Genomic DNA, 17,877 nt, shown 5'->3' with positions numbered 1-17,877 from the left:
AGGGGGCGAGCAGCGATGAAGCTGAGGGTGCCGACCATCCACCGCGAGGCGACAGCAGCCGCCGAAGCCCTCGCGCTCGTGGCGCACCCCTTGTGGCGGGGCGTAGGGGTTCCGCGCGGCGACGGCATGCCGGTGCTGCTGATCCCCGGCTTTCTCGTCGGCGACAGTTCGCTGCGCTTGCTCGCTAAGTGGCTCGAGCGGATCGGCTACGCGCCCGAGCGGTCGGGCATCGCGAGCAACGTCGCCTGTTCCAGCGCGCTCGTGCGGCGCCTCGAACGGCGCCTCGAGACGATCGCTCGCGAGCACCGCAGCCGGGTCGCGATCGTCGGCCACAGTCGCGGCGGCACGCTAGCCAAGGTGCTCGCGCAGCGCAATCCGCACCTTGTAAGTGGCGTCGTCGCTCTCGGCACACCGTTTCTCGATCCCTTCCAGATCGACCCGGTCGTGGCGGCCGCGATCTTGGCGACCGGCGCGCTCGGGACGGTCGGGGTCCCAGGGGTTTTCGGTGTCTCGTGTCTCGTCGGCTCGTGCTGCCGCGAGTTCTGGCAGCACTACCGCGACCCGCTCGACCGCGGCGTTCCCTTCGTGTCGGTCTACTCCCGCCGCGACGGCATAGTCGACTGGCGCGCCTGTCTCGACCCGAGCGCCGAACCGATCGCGATCGACAGCACGCACCTCGGTATGGCAGCGAGCGTCGCCAGCTTTCGCGTGCTCGGCGACCGGTTGGCGCGCTTCGCTCGCGAGCGGCGCAAGCTCGAGCGGATCGACCGCAGCGGCAGGTCGCGCCGCGCAACTGTGCGCTCGGTCGCAGGACGCAGCCGCGCTGCCGGCGCGTCAGTCGCTTTCGACCACGAGCACGGCGGCGCCGCGAACGCGGCCGGCACGTAGTCGCGCGAGCGCCTCGTTGGCCTCGGCGAGTGCGAACCGCTCGACGGCGACGTGCACGGGGTGGCGCGCAACCTCGGCGAACAGGGCGTGTCCGTCGTCGCGCGTGAGGTTCGCGACCGACACCAGCGTGCGCTCGCCCCACAGGTCGCGGTAAGGGAACGAAGGTATGTCCGACATGTGGATGCCGCCGCAGACGACGCGGCCGCCCTTGCGCACCGCGCGCAGCGCCAGCGGCACAAGCTCGCCCGCTGGAGCGAAGACAATCGCGGCATCGAGCTCGACCGGCGGGCCGGGTGCGGTAGGCCCAGCCCACTCGCAGCCAAGCTCGAGAGCGAGCCGCTGTGCGTCGCTGTCGCCGGGCCGTGTCAGCGCGTAAACACGATGGCCGCGCGCTGCGGCGATCTGGGCGACGAGGTGCGCGGCGGCACCAAAGCCGTAGATGCCGATGCGCGCGGGTTCGTCGCCGAGGAGGTCACGCTCCGCGCTGCGCAGCGAGCGGAAACCGATCAACCCGGCACAGAGCAGCGGCGCGAGCTCGGGGCGTGCGGTTCCCGGTAGCGGCAAGCAGAAGCGCACGTCGGCGACGCACAGTTCGGCGTAACCGCCGTCGCGGTGGAGACCGGTGAACTCGGCGCGATCGCAGAGGTTTTCGCGGCCGTTGCGGCAGTAGCGACAGCGGCCGCAGGTCCAAGCGAGCCACGGGACACCGACGAGCTGACCGGCAGCGACGCCGACCTCGGTCGCGGTACCGCCCCCGGGTGGGCTGACGGACACGACCGTGCCGACGACCTGGTGCCCGGGAACGAGCGGCAGGCGCGGTGCCGGAAGCTCGCCGTCGACGATGTGCAGATCCGTGCGGCAGACGCCGCAGGCGTGCACCCGCACCAGCGCTTCGCCGGGACCGGGCTCGGGGTCGGGCAGCTCGCGCTCCACGAGCTCGCCGGGTTGGCGCTCGAGCACCATGGCACGCACTGCGGGCAAGCGTAGGGCACCATTCGCTCTGTGCAGATCCTGGCGAGCACACGCAGACGTCCTGCCCGAGGGAGTGGGAAGCGGATCGGTCTCGGGCCGGCGGCGTTCGCCGCGCTGTTTGTCGGCGGCTTGGCAGCGTGGCGCCTGCGCCGCGCACGACGCGGCGAGCTGCCCGCTGGAAGCGGCACCGACGCTGCGGCTGCGCCCGCCGCGGCGCGACCGCCACAGGCGCCGGGTGAGGATCGAGAACCCGAGCCGACAGCGGCTGCGAGCACCGCTCAGGCCGCCGACGACACCATCGGCGAACGCGAGATCGAGGCGCTTCGCAGCGAACTCAAAGCTGAGCTCGACCGCCTGAGCGCCGAGGCGGCACCGCGCGACGAGCGAGGAACAGAAGGTGCAACCGGCGGCTGATAGCAGCGAGGTGCAAGCGGCAACTGAAAGTAGCCGCAGCTTCATCCGCCGCCGCTACGACGCGCTCGAGGTGCTTGACCAGCGTGCGCTGCCGGAAGCGGAGCGGTGGCTTGTGCTGCGCACGCCAGCCGACACCGTCACCGCGATCAAAGAGCTCGCGATCCGCGGCGCGCCGGCGATCGGCATCGCCGCCGCACACGCGATCGCGCTCGCCGCCCGGGAGGGACCGAAGTCCGCGCGCCACGCCGCCCAGCTGCTAGCCGCCGCTAGACCGACCGCTGTCAACTTGCGCTGGGCTTGCGAGCGCATGACCGCTGCGCTCGAGCGCGCGCTCGCGGAAGGGCGCGATCCGGCCCGGGCGCTGGCAGCCGAGGCGGACGCGATCGATCAGGAGCAGCGCCGCGCCGATCGCGCGATCGCCACCCACGGCGCGTCGCTCGTCCCCGACGGCGCGCGCGTGCTGACGATCTGCAACACCGGTGCGCTCGCCACCGGCGGCGAGGGGACAGCGCTCGCGATCGCGCTCGAAGCACACCGACAGGGCCGCGTGCGCGAGGTGCTCGCGCTCGAGACGCGCCCCTTGCTGCAAGGCGCGCGTCTCACCTGCTGGGAGCTCGAACGCGCGGGTGTGCCCCACCGCCTGCTCTGCGACTCGGCTGCGGGCGCTGCGTTCGCCAGTGGGCTCGTCGACTGCGTGCTGGTCGGTGCCGACCGGATCGCTCGCAACGGTGATGTCGCCAACAAGATCGGCACCTACCCTCTCGCCGTTCTCGCCGAGCGCCACGACGTGCCCTTCTACGTCGCGGCACCGACGTCGACCATCGACACGGCGACGGCGAGCGGTACCGAGATCCCGATCGAGCAGCGGCCGGAGGAGGAGGTGCTTGGTTTCGGGGCTGTAGCCACCGCTCCCCCTGGCACCCGCGCCTGGAACCCAGCTTTCGACGTGACTCCCGCTGCGCTCGTGGCCGCGATCGTCTGCGAGCGGGGGATCGCGCGACCTCCCTACGACCGCTCACTCGCCGCTCTCGTCGACAGCACCGCTGGCGAGCAGCTGTCGCGCGCGGGAGCGAGGCGGTGAGCTCCGCGCCCGCCGACCCCGGCCCGCTGGAGGGTCTCGACGCCGAAGAGGTGTTCGCGCGCTCGCGCCGCCCGCTCGTTCTCGGAATCGGCGGGGGCGGCGACGTGGTCGGCGCAGCGGCGGTGGCAAAGCTGCTCGAGCAGGGCGGCGCCGAAGCGATCGTCGGCGGAACGACGTGGGAGCGGCGGGTCGTGGATCCCAGGCCCGGTCCGCGCTCGGAGGACGAGGTCGACGGTGCGGCCCGCAGGTTGGCAAGGGGTGTGCTGCTTGCCGACGGCTCCACCCGCGTCGGACGCGACGGCCCGCCGTTCGCCGAGGCGCTCGTCGCGCGCGCTCTCGACCGCCCGACGCTGCTCGTCGACGTCACGCTCGCGCCGCGCGCGATCGCGCGCTCGCTGGCAGCTGCGTTGCACGAGCTGGGGTGCGACGCGGTGTTGTTCGTCGACGTGGGCGGCGACGCGGTCGCGAGCGGCGAGGAGCCGGGGCTCGCCAGCCCGCTCTGCGACGCGGTGATGCTGGCTGCCGGTGCCCACCTTGCCGCGATCGCGACGGTTCCAGTGCTGGCGGCGGTTTTCGGCGCTGGCTGCGACGGCGAGCTCGCGCCCGGCGAGGTGCTGACACGGATCGCGCTGCTCTACGCGGCCGGCGCGTTCGCCGGAGCGCGCGCACTCGGACCGCGTGCAGCTCGGCGCCTCGCCGACCTGTGCGCCGTCGTGCCTACGGAAGCGAGCGCCCAGGCACTTGCCTGCTTCGAGGGCGCCCGCGGTACGGCTACGATCCGGGGCGGTCTGCGCACGGTCGAGCTCACCCCGCTCGGCGCCCTCTGCTTCTTCTTCGACCTCCAGCGCGCCTTCGAAGTCGGCTGTTTGCCGCTTGCAGCTGCGGTCGCGGAAGCGGACGACCTGGAGGCCGCCAACGACGTGCTCGCTCGCCGCGGCCTGCGCACCGAGCTCGACTACGAGCGCCGCGCAGCCCGCGACGCCGAGCGCTAGGCGCTCGCCCGGCCGAGGATCCGCGGGTGTCCGTCGATCACGGGTGCGTCGATGATCTCGACCGAACGGAAGCCGGCGAGGCGGGCGAGCCGGGCAAGGCCGTCGTTGCCGAACTCCCAGTAGACGAAATCGTCACCCGCATACACCTCGCCGGGAGCCAAGACTCGGATCTCGGCGTCGCGGCCCCCTCCCTCGATTCCGTAGGTCTCGAGGAGGACGCAGCCGCCTTCGTCCAGGCAACGGCGCAGTACGCGCAGAAGCCCGAGCGGGCTTTCGACGCGATGGAGGATTCCGAAACAGAAGACGAGATCGAAGCGCTCGCCAAGTTGCTCGACCTCGAAAGCATCGAGACGGCGGTATTCCACGCGCGAGCCAAGCAGGTCGCGTATCGCGCGGAAGCCTTCGCCCCCCTCGAGCTCGACCCCCCAGCGCGAACGCACCCACGCCTTGTACTGCTCGTTGTCGACGGCCACCACCCGCTCGGCACCGCGGTGCTCGGCGAGGAAGGCGTAGAAGCCGTCGAACGCACCGACGTCGAGGACGCGCAACCCCGAAAAGTCCGCGGGCAGTGCCTTCACGCGGTAGCGGTGGTCGCGCGCCGCACCCGGCGTGTAGAGCCCGTGGGCACGGTTGAGCGCGAACGTGTGAAACCAGAACGGCACCTCCGCAAGCACGGCGCGAGCGCTGGCGGGATCTGTGTCGATCGGCAAAAGGTCGGCGACCGCGCGCTCGGCAGCTGTCGTTTCGATCGCCACTGCCGGCCACTCGGCAGCGCGCAGGCGCGGCGACCCCTCCTTCGGCTGCTGATCGTCCCTGGCGGTCTCGGCCATCCGTCGCGCGGGCACCAGTCCCGGTAATCGGCAGCTCGCAGGTGCAGCCTAACCGCTGGGGCGGTCGGCGTGGCGCGCACGCGCAATGACGCCCTCGCTAGCGTCGCCCCCGGACTGTCGCCCGGGGCAGTCCGCCCGCGCGCAGTCGCCAGCGGGCCGTTGCGCCCGCGGGCCGCCCCGCCGCGCTACGCCACCGTCCAGGTCTCGCCTTGGCGGAGCAGGGCAGCGAGCTCGTCTTCGCCGACACGCTCGTGCGCTGCGCGCAGTTCGGCGGCAAGATCGGCACCCCACACCGGTGCATCGACCGCCCGGAACACGCCGACCGGTGTCGGCCCGAGCGGCCTGGGCGCGAACTGGGCGAGCTGGAAAGCAAGCGTCGGGTCAGGGTTTTTGGCGTCGTGAACTACGATCGCATCCTCGCCGACGTCGCTGATCTTCGCGACCGCGAGCGAGCCGTCGTCGCCGCGCACGAGGCCGAACTCGCTGTCCGCCCCGAAGCGGATCGGCTTGCCGTGCTCGAGCCGGATCTGGTTGCGCTCGCGTTGACCCTTCGCCCGCACGGCATCGAACGCGCCGTCGTTGAACACGTTGCAGTTCTGGTAGATCTCGACGAAGGCCGCACCCGGGTGCTCGGCAGCGGCCCGCAACGTCTCGGCCAGATGCTGCTTGTCGGTGTCGACCGAGCGGGCGACGAAGGTGGCGCCGGCACCGAGCGCCAAGGCCAGCGGGTTGAAGGGCAGATCCTCGGACCCGAACGGCGTCGACTTCGTGACCTTCCCTTGCTCGGAGGTGGGCGAGTACTGGCCCTTGGTGAGCCCGTAGATCTGGTTGTTGAACAGCAAGATCTTGATCGGCACGTTGCGGCGGAGGGCGTGGATCAGATGGTTACCGCCGATCGAGAGCCCGTCGCCGTCGCCGGTGATAACCCACACCGACAGGTCGGGGCGGGTCGCGGCGATGCCGGTCGCGATCGCCGGCGCGCGCCCGTGGATCGAGTGGATGCCGTAGGTGTCGACGTAGTAGACGAAGCGCCCCGAACAGCCGATGCCGCTTACAAAGACGCACCGCTCGGGTGGCACCCCGAGCTCCGGCAAAAGCGACTGGACCGTCGCCAGGATCGCGTAGTCGCCGCAGCCCGGGCACCAGCGCGTCTCTTGGTCGGAAGTGAAGTCCTTTTTCGTCAGCGCCCGTGCGACAGCCTCGCGAGCGCGCTCGCGCGCGTGGCCGTTGCCGTTCGCGTCGCTCACGCCGTCGCCGTGCGTGCCGCTTACCCCGTTGCCGTGTCCGTCGCTCACGCCGCCCTCCGTGCGCGCTCGACGCGCAGCTCGATCTGCTCGACGATGTCAGCGGTGAACATCGGCAGGCCCGTCACCTTCGAGAAGCTCTCGACGTCGACGAGATACTCGGCGCGCAACAACCGTGCCAGCTGGCCGCGGTTCAGCTCGGGCACGAGCACGCGCCGATAGCGGCGCAACACCTCGCCGGTGTTCGCGGGCAGCGGGTTGAGGTGGGTCAGATGCGCCGCAGCGACCTTGACCCCCCGCTCGCGCCGCAGTTTGCGCACCGCACCGTGGATCGCCCCGTAGGTCGAGCCCCAACCGAGCACCAGCAGGTCGGCGCCGCCGGGATCGTCGACCGCGAGCTCGGGGATGTCGTTGGCGATCCGCGCGATCCGCTCCTCGCGCAACCGTGTCATGAACTCGTGGTTCTGCGGGTCGTAGCTGATCGCGCCGGTCTCGTGCTGCTTCTCGAGCCCGCCGATGCGGTGCTGCAGGCCGGGCGTACCAGGGATCGCCCACGGCCGGCGCAGACGCTCGTCGCGCTGGTAGGGAAGGAACTTCGGCCGCTCGTCGCTGTCGGCGTCGCTGGGCGGCTGAGCGAATTCGGGATCGATGTGCGGCAACTCGTCGATCTCGGGCAGGCGCCAGGGCTCCGAGGAGTTGGCGAGGAACGTGTCGGTTAGCAGGATCACCGGCGTGCGATAGGTGATCGCGATCCGCGCCGCCTCGAGCGCAGCGTCGAAGCAGTGCGCCGGCGTTGCCGCTGCCACCACCGGGAGCGGCGACTCGCCGTGGCGACCGTAGAGGGCCATCAGCAGGTCGGACTGCTCGGTCTTTGTGGGCATGCCCGTCGAGGGCCCGGCGCGCTGAACGTCGATGATCACGAGCGGCAGCTCGAGCATCACCGCGAGCCCGATCGTCTCGGCCTTGAGGTCCATGCCCGGGCCGCTCGTCGCTGTGACCGCAAGGTTGCCGGCAAAAGCCGCGCCCAATGCCATACCGGCAGCAGCGATCTCGTCTTCGGCCTGAACGGTGCGCACGCCGAAGCGCCGCTGGCGCGAGAGCGTGTGCAACAGCTCGGACGCTGGCGTGATCGGGTAGCTGGCGTAGAACAGCGGCAGCCCCGACCGCACGCTCGCTGCGATCAGGCCGAGCGCCGTAGCCTGCGTGCCGTTGACGTTGCGGTAGGTGCCCGGTGGTAGCTTGGCCGGCTCGACCTCGTAGTGGACGGCGAGCGCCTCGGTCGTTTCCCCGAAGTTCCAACCGGCGTGGAAGGCGGCGAGGTTGGCGTCGCGGATCGCCGGCCGCTCGGCGAAGCGCCGCTCGATCCACTCGATCGTCGGCTCAGTCGGCCGCCCGTACAGCCACGAGACAAGGCCGAGCGCAAAGAAGTTCTTAGAACGCGCAGCGTCGCGCGAGGTGAGCCCGTCGATCCCCTGCGTCGCCCGCACAGTGAGACTCGTCATCGGCACGCGGAAAACCGTGTACCCGTCGAGCGAGCCGTCCTCGAGCGGGTTGCTCGCGTATCCAGCCTTGCGCAGGTTGTTGTCGTTGAAACCGTCCTCGTTGACGATGATCGTGCCCCCGCGCTCGAGCGCCGGCAGGTTCACTTTGAGCGCCGCTGGGTTCATCGCCACGAGCACGTTCGGCCGGTCGCCGGGCGTGAGGATGTCGCGCGAAGCGAAGTGGATCTGAAAGGCCGAGACGCCGTGCGGCGTACCCGCCGGAGCGCGGATCTCGGCCGGGAAGTCGGGGAGCGTGGCGAGGTCGTTGCCGGCAGCCGCCGTCTCGTCGGTGAAACGGCTGCCGACGACCTGCATGCCATCGCCAGAGTCGCCGGCGAAGCGGACGACGACGTGGTCTTTCTTCTCGAGCGTCTTTGCCATTCGCTACCCGGGGGCCGCTTGCGCCCGACGCCTAGGTGCACCGTGCACCGTAGCGGGGCCTAGCGGAGCCTTCTTGTGCGCCGCCGTACGCGCCCGCGGTGGCGAACGAGTCTACCGGTGCGAGCGCAGCGGCCGGCAAAATGTACCAAATAGGCAGGGAATAGCCGACTTTTGCTCGGGGCTGAGACAGCGTTGGGCCGGCGCCCGCCACTCTGGCGCGTCACAGCCCGCTGCGTTACCTTTTCGCGCCCAGCCGCCCTACGGCGCGGCCGACAGTGGCAGCGTCCCGGGCGCGGATCGCGCCCGCCCGAAACTTACGGAGCCTCGCATGCGGATCTCGGTACCGAAAGAATCTGCCGCCGGCGAGCGCCGCGTAGCGCTCACGCCCGAGGTGGTCGAGCGCTTGGTGCGCTCGGGCCTCGAAGTGGCGATCGAGCCCGGCGCCGGCCTCGGCTCCCATCACAGCGACGAGCAGTACCGCGAGGCCGGTGCCAAGGTCGAAGCAGGAGCTGGCCTGAGCGGCGACGTCGTAGTCAAGGTTCAGCCCCCCTCGCTCGACGAGGTCGGGCAGCTGCGCGAGGGCGCGGTATTGATCGGCTTCCTCCAGCCCTTCACCTCTCCCGAACTCGTGCGCGCTCTGGCACAAGCGCGCGTGACGGCGCTGGCGATGGAAGCGATCCCGCGGATCACGCGCGCGCAAGCGATGGACGCGCTCTCGTCGCAGGCCACCGTCGCGGGGTACCAGGCGGCACTTATCGCAGCCCGCGAGCTACCGCGCTTTTTCCCCATGCTCACGACTGCGGCCGGCACGATCCGCCCGGCGAAGGTGCTAGTGCTCGGCGCCGGTGTCGCCGGCCTGCAGGCGATCGCCACTGCCCGACGCCTCGGCGCGATCGTTTTCGGCTACGACGTTCGCGCAGCCGTCCGCGAGCAGATCGAGTCGCTGGGAGCGCGCTTCCTCGAGATCGACCTCGGGATCGAGGACGCCGAAGCCCAGGGCGGCTACGCGCGACCGCTCACCGAAGAGGAGCAACAGCGCCAGCGCGAGCTGCTCGCCGACGCGATCGCCGGGATGGACGCGGTGATCTCGACCGCCGCCGTTCCCGGCCGACGCGCCCCGCTTTTGATCATCGAGGACGCGGTCCGGCGGATGCCGGCCGGGTCGGTGATCGTCGACCTCGCTGCCGAGACCGGCGGCAACTGCGAGCTGACGAAGGCGGGCGAGACCGTCGAGGCGCACGACGTGAAGGTGATAGGGCCGGTCAACCTGCCGTCGGCGATGCCCGATCACGCCTCGCAGCTTTACGCACGCAACATTCAGGCGCTGCTCGAGCTCGTCACGGAAGAGGGCAAGCTCGCGCTCGACTTCGAGGACGAGATCGTTCGCTCGGCGTGCATCACGCGCGACGGCGAAATCGTTCACGAGGGCGTCCGCCAGGCGATCGGCGCGCCGGCAACCTGACGGAAGGAGGAGCTGAGATGGACGCCACCGCAGCCGCGACGCTGCTTCCGATCGCCGCCGAGACGGCGGGCTCGTCGATGGACCTGCTCACCGAACTGACGATCCTGGTGCTGGCCGCGTTCGTCGGGTTCGAGGTGATCTCGAAGGTGCCGAACACGCTGCACACGCCGCTGATGTCGGCGACGAACGCGATCCACGGAATCGTCCTGCTCGGCGGCCTGCTCGTGATCGGCCGCGCCGACGGGCTCCTCGACAACGTGATCCTCGTGATCGCGATCGCCTTCGGCACGATCAACATCGTCGGCGGCTTCCTCGTCACCGACCGGATGCTCGAGATGTTCAAGCGCAAGCCGGCAAAGGGCGAGGCGGCGAAGAGTGGCGAGCGCGAGCGCGCGGGGGTGGGCGTATGAGCCTTCCGAGCGCCTTCAGCCTCCAGGACCCGGATTTCATCCGCGCCTGCTACCTGGCGGCGTTCCCGCTGTTCATCCTCGGTCTGCGGTTCCTCAACCACCCGCGTACAGCTCGTCGTGGCAACGCGATCGCCGCCGTCGGCATGGCGATCGCCGTGGCGGCGACGCTCCTCGACCGCGAGGTCGGCGACTACGGTCTGATCGCGCTCGGCATCGCACTTGGCACGGTCATCGGGGTGCCGGCGGCGCGCGCCGTGAAGATGACGGCGATGCCGCAGATGGTGGCGCTCTTCAACGGCGTCGGTGGTGGCGCCGTGGCGCTCATCGCCTGGGCCGAGTTCCGTCACTACGGCGGCGACATGCCGCTCGACCAGATGATCCCGACGCTCTTCGCAGCGATCGTCGGCTCGGTGTCGTTCTGGGGTTCGAACATCGCCTTCGGCAAGCTCCAGGAGCTGATCCCCGGGCGCCCGATCATGCTGCCCGCGCAGCAGTTCGTGAACATCGCGCTGCTCGTCGGGTCGGTCGCGTGCGCTGTCGCGATCGCGGCGGGCTCCGACTCGGAAGCGCTCTTCATCGCGGTACTGGTGCTCGCCGCGCTGCTCGGGAACATGGTCGTGCTGCCGATCGGCGGCGCCGACATGCCGGTCGTGATCTCGATGCTGAACGCCCTCACCGGCCTATCGGCAGCGTCGGCGGGTATCGCGCTTGACAACGTCGCGCTGATCGTCGCCGGCATCATCGTCGGCGCCTCCGGTTCGATCCTCACCAACCTCATGGCGCAGGCGATGAACCGCTCGATCGCCAACATCGTCGCCGGTGGTTTCGGCGGCGCGCCCGCCGGCGCCGCTGCCACGGCGGCCGCGTCCGAGGGCCGCACGGTCCGCCAGACCGACCCCGCCGACGCGGCGATCCAGCTGGCCTACGCGCGCCGCGTTGTGATCGCGCCGGGTTACGGCATGGCGGTGGCACAGGCACAGCACGCCGTGCGCGAGCTGATGGACGAGCTCGACAAGCGTGGGGTCGAGGTCGACTTCGCCATCCACCCCGTCGCCGGGCGTATGCCCGGGCACATGAACGTGCTGCTAGCCGAAGCCGACGTGCCCTACGACAAGCTGAAGGAGATGGACGAGATCAACCCCGAGTTCCCGCAGGTGGACGTGGTGCTCGTCCTCGGCGCCAACGACGTCACGAACCCGGCGGCGCGCGAGCAGCCCGACTCGCCGATCTACGGCATGCCGATCCTCGACGTCGACAAGGCGCAGCAGGTGATTATCGTCAAGCGATCGCTCAACCCGGGCTTCGCAGGCATCGACAACCCGCTCTTCTACAAGGAGAACTGCGCGCTGCTCTTCGGCGACGCCAAGGAAGCGGTTTCGCAGATCGTCTCGGAGCTGCAGGCTCTCTAGCTGCCAGCACGCGCCCTAAGGCCGGGCTGGACGCAGGTCAGCCGGCGATCTGGCTGCCGTAAGGGCCCTGGCGGCGCACGCACGCGGCCCCGCAGTGGGCGGCCACAGCGAGAGCTTCGGGGAGGTCGCGTCCGCTGCCGAGCGCCCAGGTGAGACCGGCGGCAAAACAGTCGCCGGCGCCGTAGGTGTCGGCGATCTCGTCGTCCGCGACCGCCTCGGCGCGCCACTCGAGGCGCTCGCCGCCAGCGAGCTCGGCATAACCGCCGTCGCGCCCGAGGGTCGTAACGACGACGCGCGGCGGGGGCTCGAGCCATCCCGGCTCGTAGCGCTCGCCGCGATCGCGCCCGCTTCGCACCAGCACATCGACCGCGACACCGCTGCCGCGCAGAACGTCGAGGGCGCGCGCGGTGGCGACGAGCAGCCGCCCCTGGCGAGCGCGCTCGAGCGCCGTGCGGTCGCCGGCGGTGAAGTAGACGGCCGCTCCCGTCAGGCGCTGCCACGGCAACGGTTCCGCTCCCGCCGGGCCGAGACGCGATCCGAGCACGGTGATCGTGCGCTCGCCACCCTGTTCCAGGAAGACCAGCGCCCGCCGCTGCGGGAGACGCTGCTCGCTCGCGAACACCGTCACACCGAGCTCGCCGAGCCGCTGCCGGGCGCGAGCGCCGAGCTCGTCGTCGCCGAGGGCGGTGAAAAAGAGCACGTCGCCGGCGAGACGCGCGAGCTCGACGGCAGCGACGGCGCCGCCCCCAGCAGGCTCGGCGAAGTGGGCGTCGGCGTGCACGATCTCGCCACTTAGCGGCACCTTGTCCACGCGGACGAAGTCGCACCACTCGACGTGGCCGACGACCGCGTAGTTCGTCGCGCGCACGGTGCCCGCGCTGCGAGAGCGGCTTACGGCGTGCCGGGAGCGGGAGCCCCTGCCCCGCCACCGGCGGAGCCGGGCGTCGACCCGCCCGAGGCCCCGGACGAACCGCTGCCGCTACTGCCGCCGCCCGAGGCGCTGCCTCCGGACGCCGAGGGCGCGGAAGCGCCGCCCCCGGCCTGGCCGGGTGTCGCCGTGCCGCTGCTACCGCTGCCGGCGGAGCCGCCGCCGGTGGAGCCACTCGAGGTCGTCGAAGTCGTGCTCGTGCCGGTGGTGTCGGTACCCGTCTTCGACGAGCCACCGCTCAAGTTCGCTGGCGGCGGCGGCGAGGGGATCGTCTGGGGAACACTCTCGTCGGCGCTCCCGCCACCTCCGCCGGAAGCGACGGCGACGACGACGATCAAGAGCACCAACCCGGCCGCGACCGCCAGGGCGAGGCGCCGCCGTCGAACAACGGCCGGATCAGGACGGCGGCGCGGTCGGCGACCGCCGCCGCTCGGCGTGCGCAGAAGTCGAGTCGGGTCGTCGTGCACGGCTGTTCACGCTACCAGCGCGTCCGGCGGCGAGCTCACCGACGACCAGTGTCCGTGGTAGCTCCACGCGCGGTTGTGTGGCACGATTGGCGGCGTGGAACGCGAACGTCGCGCGCCGGCGCCACCCGTCGACCCGAGCGGGATCGAAGAGCCGCACGACATCCTCGCTGCCGAGCAGTTCGCGGTTCCCGCTCCCGATGCGCGCCGACCGCCCACCGACCCGACGGGAATCGAGGAACCTCACGACGTTCTCGCCGCCGACCAGTTCGCGATCCCGGCGCCGCCCGAGCGACCGCCGATAGATCCGAGCGGGATCGAAGAGCCGCACGACGTTCTTGCCGCCGAGCAGTTCGCGGTGCCCGCGCCGGACACGGCGGGAACCTCCGACAGCTCGCCGTCGGCGGAAGCCGCGGGCAGCGAGCGGCCGCGGGAGCGGCGCGTAGCAGCGATCGCCGCTGCGGTGGCGGCGGCTACGTTCGCTGCGCTCTCGCTCTTGCGGCGCGCGCGCCGTTAGTACCGCGGGCTTGTACTGCCGAGTTGCGCCGCTAGCCGCTACGCCGACCCCAGAGCAGGCGGAACAGACGTCCGAGCAAGCGCGTCGTCCGCGCCCGGTAGGGAAACATGTGCAGATCGCGCTTAGGCGCGAAACGCGTTACGAGGATCGACTGCCTCTTCGTGTACTTGCGGATCCCGTCGGCGCCGTGGCGCGAACCGAGTCCCGACGCCTTCCAGCCGCCCATCGGCAGCTCGAGCGCCAGGTAGTTGACGAGCGCGTCGTTGACGCAGCAGGCACCGGCCTCGACCTGGCGTGCGACGCGCATGCCCTTCTCGGTGTCGCGCGTCCAAACCGACGCCTGCAGGCCGTAGGGCGAGTCGTTGGCGAGCCGGATCGCCTCGTCGACGTCGCGGACCTTCATGATCGGCAGCGTCGGACCGAACGTCTCTTCGCGCATGCAGAGCATCGAGTGGTCGGCGTCGGCGATCACCGTCGGCTCGAAGAACAGCCCGTCGCCGTCGACGCGCTTGCCGCCGACGAGGATCCGCGCGCCCTTCTCGGCAGCGTCGCGAACGTGCCGCTCGACGATCTCGAGCTGCTCGGGCGAGGTCATCGCCCCGACGTCCACGGAGCCGGGGCCGCTCGGCCGCCCGATACGCAGCTTGCGCGCCTTCTCGACGACGAGGCGCACGAACTCGTCGTAGACCGGCTCCTCGACGTAGACGCGCTCGATCGAGATGCACGTTTGGCCGGTGTTTTGCATCGAGTAGTAGACGGCAGCGTTGGCCGCCCGCTCGAGGTCGGCATCGGCGAGGACGATCATCGGGTCCTTGCCGCCGAGCTCGAGGCCCACCGGCGTGAGCGTGCGCGCGGCGCGCTCCATCACCTTGCGCCCGACCTCCGTCGAGCCGGTGAACATCACGTAGTCGACAGCGTCGATCAGCTCGCCGGCCATGCTGCCGGGCATCACCGCGACCTGGAAAACCCCCTCCGGGAACCCGACTTCGCGCGTTCCCTCCTCGAGGAGCAGCGACGTGAGCGGCGTCAGGCTCGCCGGTTTGAGAATCACCGCGTTGCCGGCGGCGAGCGCCGGAATGCAGTCACCGAAGTTGTTGGTGAGCGGGTAGTTCCAGGGCCCGATCACGCCGACGAGCCCGACGGGCGCGTAGCGCACACGCAGCTTGCGCCCGAAGACGAACGGCGAGTTCGAGTGCACCTTCTCGTCGGCGAGGTATTTGGGCGCGCGCTTCGCCCAGAACCCGAGCGCTTGGGCGGCGTAGCCGACCTCAGCGAGAAGCGCGTCCTCGAACGCCTTGCCGTTCTCGGCGACGATCGTGTCGGCGATGCGGGTGTCGTTACGCAGCACCCACTGCTGGAGCTCGCGCAAGAGACGTCCGCGACCCTCGAAACCGAGCGCCTCCCACGCCGGTTGCGCAGCGCGGGCGCGCTCGACCATCGCGGCTAGGCCCGCCGAATCGACCTGCTCTAGACGAGCGATGACCTCGCCCGTAGCGGGGTTGCGGACCTCGAGACGGCTGTCGGTGGAGCTGCGACCACTGCTGGAGCTCTCGGCAGCAGCTTGCGCTGCGGCTTGCGCCCCCTCGCCGTCGCTGGTACCGGTCCTGCGCGCGGTCTCGACCTCAGCCATCTTTCTCCCCCTCCTGCGATTGCCGGCGGTTCGCTCAGCCTACCGCTCGCGCGATCGTTCGCTTTCCTCCCGCGCGTAGCGCTACCCCCACGACACAGTTGTCCCCTTGCCGCCGTGCCCTGCTGCTCGTTGACCGTCCCTACGAAGCACCCTGCGTCTGCAAACGCGGGACGGCGACCGGACTGGGCGCGCTACGCCGAGAGCGCCGCCGCCGCTCGCGCCTGATCGCACGCATGTAGGGATAGAAGTCGACCTGGATCGTGTGCCGCGGCGAGGCAACGTAGCGCTTGCGCATCTTGCGCTGGTCGCGCTCGATCTCGCGCAGCATCCGCTCACGGTCGGGCAGCGCGCAGCGCCCGAGCAGAAGATCGGCGATCCACTCCGACTGAGCTTCCGCGATCGGCATGATCGCGCCCAACGGCTGCACGAGACCGATGAAGTAGAGCCCCGGCCAGTCGGGATGCACCACGTGCCGGTAGAGCTCTACGCGGTTGTCCTTGGGGTCGACCACTTCGCGCGGCAGGAACGGGAAGTCGATCTTGTAGCCGGTGCACCAGACGATCGTGTCCACCTGGGCGCTCGAGCCGTCCACGAAATGGACGGTGTCGCCGTCGATGCGCGCAATGTTGGGCTTGGGCTTGATCCGCCCGTGGCCGATGCGCGGAAGCAGCTCCGAGGAGATCGTCGGGTGCGCCTCGCCCAACTTGTGGTCGGGCTTGGGAAGACCGTAGTCCTCCATGCGGCCTTGTGTCTTGACGATCAGACGCTGCAGGTACCAGCGCTGGAGCCGGAAGGGCAGGCGGCTCGTCCACTCGTTCTGGAGCTGGTCGACCGGTTTGCCCTCGATGTACTTGGGAATCACCCACGCGCCGCGGCGCATCGCCAGATAGGTGATCTTCGACACGCGCGAGCTTTCGCAGGCGATGTCGACAGCCGAGTTGCCGAAACCCAGGACGAGGACGGTGCGGTCAACGAAGCGTTCGTCCGGTTCGCGGTAGTAGTGGCTGTGCAGCTGCTCGCCCACGAAGGTCTCCTGGCCCGGGAACGGCGGCTCCGGGTAACGCGGGTGCCAGTGGTGGCCGTTGGCCACTAGCACGGCGTCGTAAACGGCGCTGCGACGCTCGCCGGTGTCGACGTTGCGAACCGTGACGAGCCAGCCGTCGTCGCTCGGCTCGACGCGCTCGACCTCGTGGCGAAACGTGATCTTCTCGCGCAGACCGAAGTGGTCTACGAAGTCGTCGAAGTACTTGGCGATCTGGCTGTGGTGCGGGTAGTCCGGGTAGTCGTCCGGCATCGGGTAGGAGCGGTACTCCATCATCCGCCGCGAGGTGTTGATGAACAGCGACTTGTAGGCGGACGACATCCCGTTGTCGTTCTCGTAGCGCCAGTTGCCGCCGACCTGCGAACCACGCTCGAAACAATCGAAATCGATCCCGTTGGCTTGCATCACCTGGCAAGCCGCGATGCCCGAGGAACCCGCTCCGACTATGCAAACGCGCCCTATGCGCAGCACGGTTTCTCCGCTCCCTCCCTGATCGGTCGCTTGGCCTCAGTGGCCTGTGTCGGTGATCGCGGCGGCTGCATTGCCCCCGTGCGCGGGGGCACCAGCGGCCCGGCACCGGCGCAAGCCTAGGCAAGCCTGCGCGGCGCTTGCCGCTGTGCGCACGCTGGCAGAGCAGCCGCCCCGAGCTCCCTTAACACCATGTCAATTTAGCACTTGGCTGGCGAGCCAGCCAAGACCCGGAGCGACACGCGCCGCGAGACGCTGGACGGACCGCGGCGCGAACGAGGGCGGGGTCTCCGCACCCGGCGAAGACCCCGCCCCGACCCTCTGCACCGGCGCTGGGCGCCGTTTTTCTCGTATGGCGCGAGCCCCCGTCAGACCGTGCCAGGAGAGCTCGACCCCTCTCCCGCGCCGGAGCCGGGGGCACCCTGGCCGCTTCCTCCGTTCGGGTGCTCGTTCGGCTGCCCGCCATGGGCGTCGCCGTTCGGCTCCGGTTGTTCGCTCTCCTGGTCGGCGCGAGCCCGCTGTGACACGCACTTGCCGAAGGCGTTGCGCTTGTTGCGGTTGGTGCCGTACTTCTCCGCGAACGCCTGGGGATCCTGGCTGCGCTCGGCCTGGCAAGCGGCAGCCGCGTTGTGCTCGGCTTTGATCTCTTCGCGGTCAGCGCGGTCTTGCTTCGCGGCGATCACCCGCATCTTCTGCGAGACGCAGCGCCCGAGCGCGTTGCGGCGGTTGCGGTTGGTGCCGTATTTCTCCGCGAAAGCAGCCGGATCCTGGGCGCGCTCGGCCTTGCAGTCCTTAAGCGCCTGGCGCCGTGCCTGCGCCGCTTCGCGGAGCGCGTCCCTGGTGCGCACCTTGACACAGCGCCCGAGGCCAAGCGACCCGTACTTGGCGCGGAACGCTGCCCGGGTGGCGTCAGTGCTACCACGCTCGAGCTTGCACTCGTGCTTGGCCTCGCGCACCGCCGCTTTGAGCTCGGCCTTCGACGGCTTGCCGACCGCTGCAGCCGGCACGATCGCCGCCACCGCCGTAGCTACCCCCACCCATCTGAAAACTCTCGCTCGCATCTCCTCTGCCTCCGCTCCACTGGGTTGCTGGAACCGGGGATTCCTCTCTCGAGTTACGCCCCTTAAACGCGCGCGCCGGGACGAGGTTCGCGAGTTTCCGAAAAATCGTGATCGGCGACCGTCGTCGTGCTCGGAGAGGACGT

17 protein-coding genes are annotated in these 17,877 nt (G+C 70.2%); 9 read left to right on the top strand and 8 right to left on the bottom strand.

All coding sequences use genetic code 11. The features are described 5' to 3' along the window. The first annotated feature begins 15 nt into the window (after positions 1–15). Positions 16–888 (top strand): esterase/lipase family protein, encoded by an 873-nt coding sequence (locus tag JDY09_RS01875; RefSeq protein WP_274717301.1) that lies wholly within the window; start codon positions 16–18, stop codon positions 886–888. On the opposite strand, the gene JDY09_RS01870 is transcribed toward JDY09_RS01875, so the two are convergent. Then, a complete protein-coding gene (locus tag JDY09_RS01870) occupies positions 835–1,860 on the bottom strand; it encodes a zinc-dependent alcohol dehydrogenase family protein (RefSeq protein WP_428837448.1) in 1,026 nt (341 codons plus the stop codon). The genes JDY09_RS01875 and JDY09_RS01870 overlap by 54 nt on opposite strands. Positions 1,861–1,890: 30 nt before the next feature. On the opposite strand from JDY09_RS01870, the gene JDY09_RS01865 reads away from it, so the two are divergent. From JDY09_RS01865 to JDY09_RS01855, 3 genes are read left to right on the top strand one after another with little or no spacing between them, the layout of a single operon-like run. Beyond that, positions 1,891–2,274 carry a hypothetical protein gene (locus JDY09_RS01865; protein ID WP_274717300.1) on the top strand — a complete coding sequence of 128 codons (384 nt, stop codon included), beginning with the start codon at positions 1,891–1,893 and terminating at the stop codon, positions 2,272–2,274. A 10-nt stretch (positions 2,275–2,284) separates the two neighbouring features. Then, positions 2,285–3,355 carry an S-methyl-5-thioribose-1-phosphate isomerase gene (mtnA, locus tag JDY09_RS01860; protein ID WP_274717298.1) on the top strand — a complete coding sequence of 357 codons (1,071 nt, stop codon included), beginning with the start codon at positions 2,285–2,287 and terminating at the stop codon, positions 3,353–3,355. Continuing rightward, positions 3,352–4,347, top strand: a complete 996-nt coding sequence (locus JDY09_RS01855) for a DUF1152 domain-containing protein (protein WP_274717296.1) — start codon at positions 3,352–3,354, stop codon at positions 4,345–4,347. Before mtnA ends, JDY09_RS01855 begins: the two co-directional genes overlap by 4 nt. On the opposite strand, the gene JDY09_RS01850 is transcribed toward JDY09_RS01855, so the two are convergent. The 3 genes from JDY09_RS01850 to JDY09_RS01840 form a co-directional block, all read right to left on the bottom strand. Beyond that, entirely contained in the window at positions 4,344–5,192 is an 849-nt protein-coding gene (locus tag JDY09_RS01850; protein WP_274717294.1) for a DUF1698 domain-containing protein, read from the bottom strand. The genes JDY09_RS01855 and JDY09_RS01850 overlap by 4 nt on opposite strands. A gap of 170 nt (positions 5,193–5,362) precedes the next feature. After that, positions 5,363–6,361, bottom strand: a complete 999-nt coding sequence (locus tag JDY09_RS01845; protein ID WP_428837456.1) for a 2-oxoacid:ferredoxin oxidoreductase subunit beta — start codon at positions 6,359–6,361, stop codon at positions 5,363–5,365. Positions 6,362–6,468: 107 nt separating this feature from the next. Then, positions 6,469–8,343: a 2-oxoacid:acceptor oxidoreductase subunit alpha gene (locus JDY09_RS01840; RefSeq protein WP_274717290.1), complete on the bottom strand. Its 1,875-nt coding sequence runs from the start codon at positions 8,341–8,343 to the stop codon at positions 6,469–6,471. Between the two features lie 328 nt (positions 8,344–8,671). On the opposite strand from JDY09_RS01840, the gene JDY09_RS01835 reads away from it, so the two are divergent. The 3 genes from JDY09_RS01835 (at position 8,672) to JDY09_RS01825 (ending at position 11,624) form a co-directional block, all read left to right on the top strand. Then, the gene (locus JDY09_RS01835; protein ID WP_274717288.1) at positions 8,672–9,805 is read left to right on the top strand and encodes a Re/Si-specific NAD(P)(+) transhydrogenase subunit alpha; all 1,134 of its coding nucleotides are present in this window, start codon (positions 8,672–8,674) and stop codon (positions 9,803–9,805) included. Positions 9,806–9,882: 77 nt separating this feature from the next. After that, positions 9,883–10,215, top strand: coding sequence for an NAD(P) transhydrogenase subunit alpha (locus JDY09_RS01830; protein WP_428837455.1), 333 nt, complete (start codon positions 9,883–9,885; stop codon positions 10,213–10,215). Then, entirely contained in the window at positions 10,212–11,624 is a 1,413-nt protein-coding gene (locus JDY09_RS01825) for an NAD(P)(+) transhydrogenase (Re/Si-specific) subunit beta (protein WP_274717284.1), read from the top strand. The genes JDY09_RS01830 and JDY09_RS01825 overlap by 4 nt, the downstream gene beginning before the upstream one ends. Positions 11,625–11,661: 37 nt before the next feature. Here JDY09_RS01825 and JDY09_RS01820 read toward each other — a convergent pair whose 3' ends face one another. Next, on the bottom strand, positions 11,662–12,492 hold the full coding sequence (locus JDY09_RS01820; protein ID WP_274717282.1) for a PfkB family carbohydrate kinase: 831 nt from the start codon (positions 12,490–12,492) through the stop codon (positions 11,662–11,664). A gap of 30 nt (positions 12,493–12,522) precedes the next feature. Here JDY09_RS01820 and JDY09_RS01815 point away from each other — a divergent pair, with 30 nt between their 5' ends. Together JDY09_RS01815 and JDY09_RS01810 are read left to right on the top strand one after the other, a co-directional pair. Further along, the gene (locus JDY09_RS01815) at positions 12,523–13,080 is read left to right on the top strand and encodes a hypothetical protein (RefSeq protein ID WP_274717280.1); all 558 of its coding nucleotides are present in this window, start codon (positions 12,523–12,525) and stop codon (positions 13,078–13,080) included. 33 nt (positions 13,081–13,113) lie between these two features. Continuing rightward, the gene (locus tag JDY09_RS01810; protein ID WP_274717279.1) at positions 13,114–13,533 is read left to right on the top strand and encodes a hypothetical protein; all 420 of its coding nucleotides are present in this window, start codon (positions 13,114–13,116) and stop codon (positions 13,531–13,533) included. 31 nt (positions 13,534–13,564) lie between these two features. Here JDY09_RS01810 and JDY09_RS01805 read toward each other — a convergent pair whose 3' ends face one another. From JDY09_RS01805 to JDY09_RS01795, 3 genes are all read right to left on the bottom strand, one after another. Further along, positions 13,565–15,163 carry an aldehyde dehydrogenase family protein gene (locus JDY09_RS01805; RefSeq protein WP_274717277.1) on the bottom strand — a complete coding sequence of 533 codons (1,599 nt, stop codon included), beginning with the start codon at positions 15,161–15,163 and terminating at the stop codon, positions 13,565–13,567. A gap of 139 nt (positions 15,164–15,302) precedes the next feature. After that, positions 15,303–16,676 (bottom strand): flavin-containing monooxygenase, encoded by a 1,374-nt coding sequence (locus tag JDY09_RS01800; RefSeq protein ID WP_274717275.1) that lies wholly within the window; start codon positions 16,674–16,676, stop codon positions 15,303–15,305. Between the two features lie 365 nt (positions 16,677–17,041). Then, complete coding sequence (locus JDY09_RS01795; protein ID WP_274717273.1) at positions 17,042–17,710, bottom strand: hypothetical protein; 669 nt, start codon at positions 17,708–17,710, stop codon at positions 17,042–17,044. Positions 17,711–17,877: the final 167 nt, after the last annotated feature.

The organism is Thermoleophilum album, from assembly GCF_028867705.1.
In the GTDB taxonomy this organism is placed as follows: Bacteria; Actinomycetota; Thermoleophilia; order Solirubrobacterales; family Thermoleophilaceae; genus Thermoleophilum.
The sequence above is the reverse complement of the archived record's forward strand: the minus strand, read 5'-3'. Positions and strand labels throughout refer to the sequence as shown.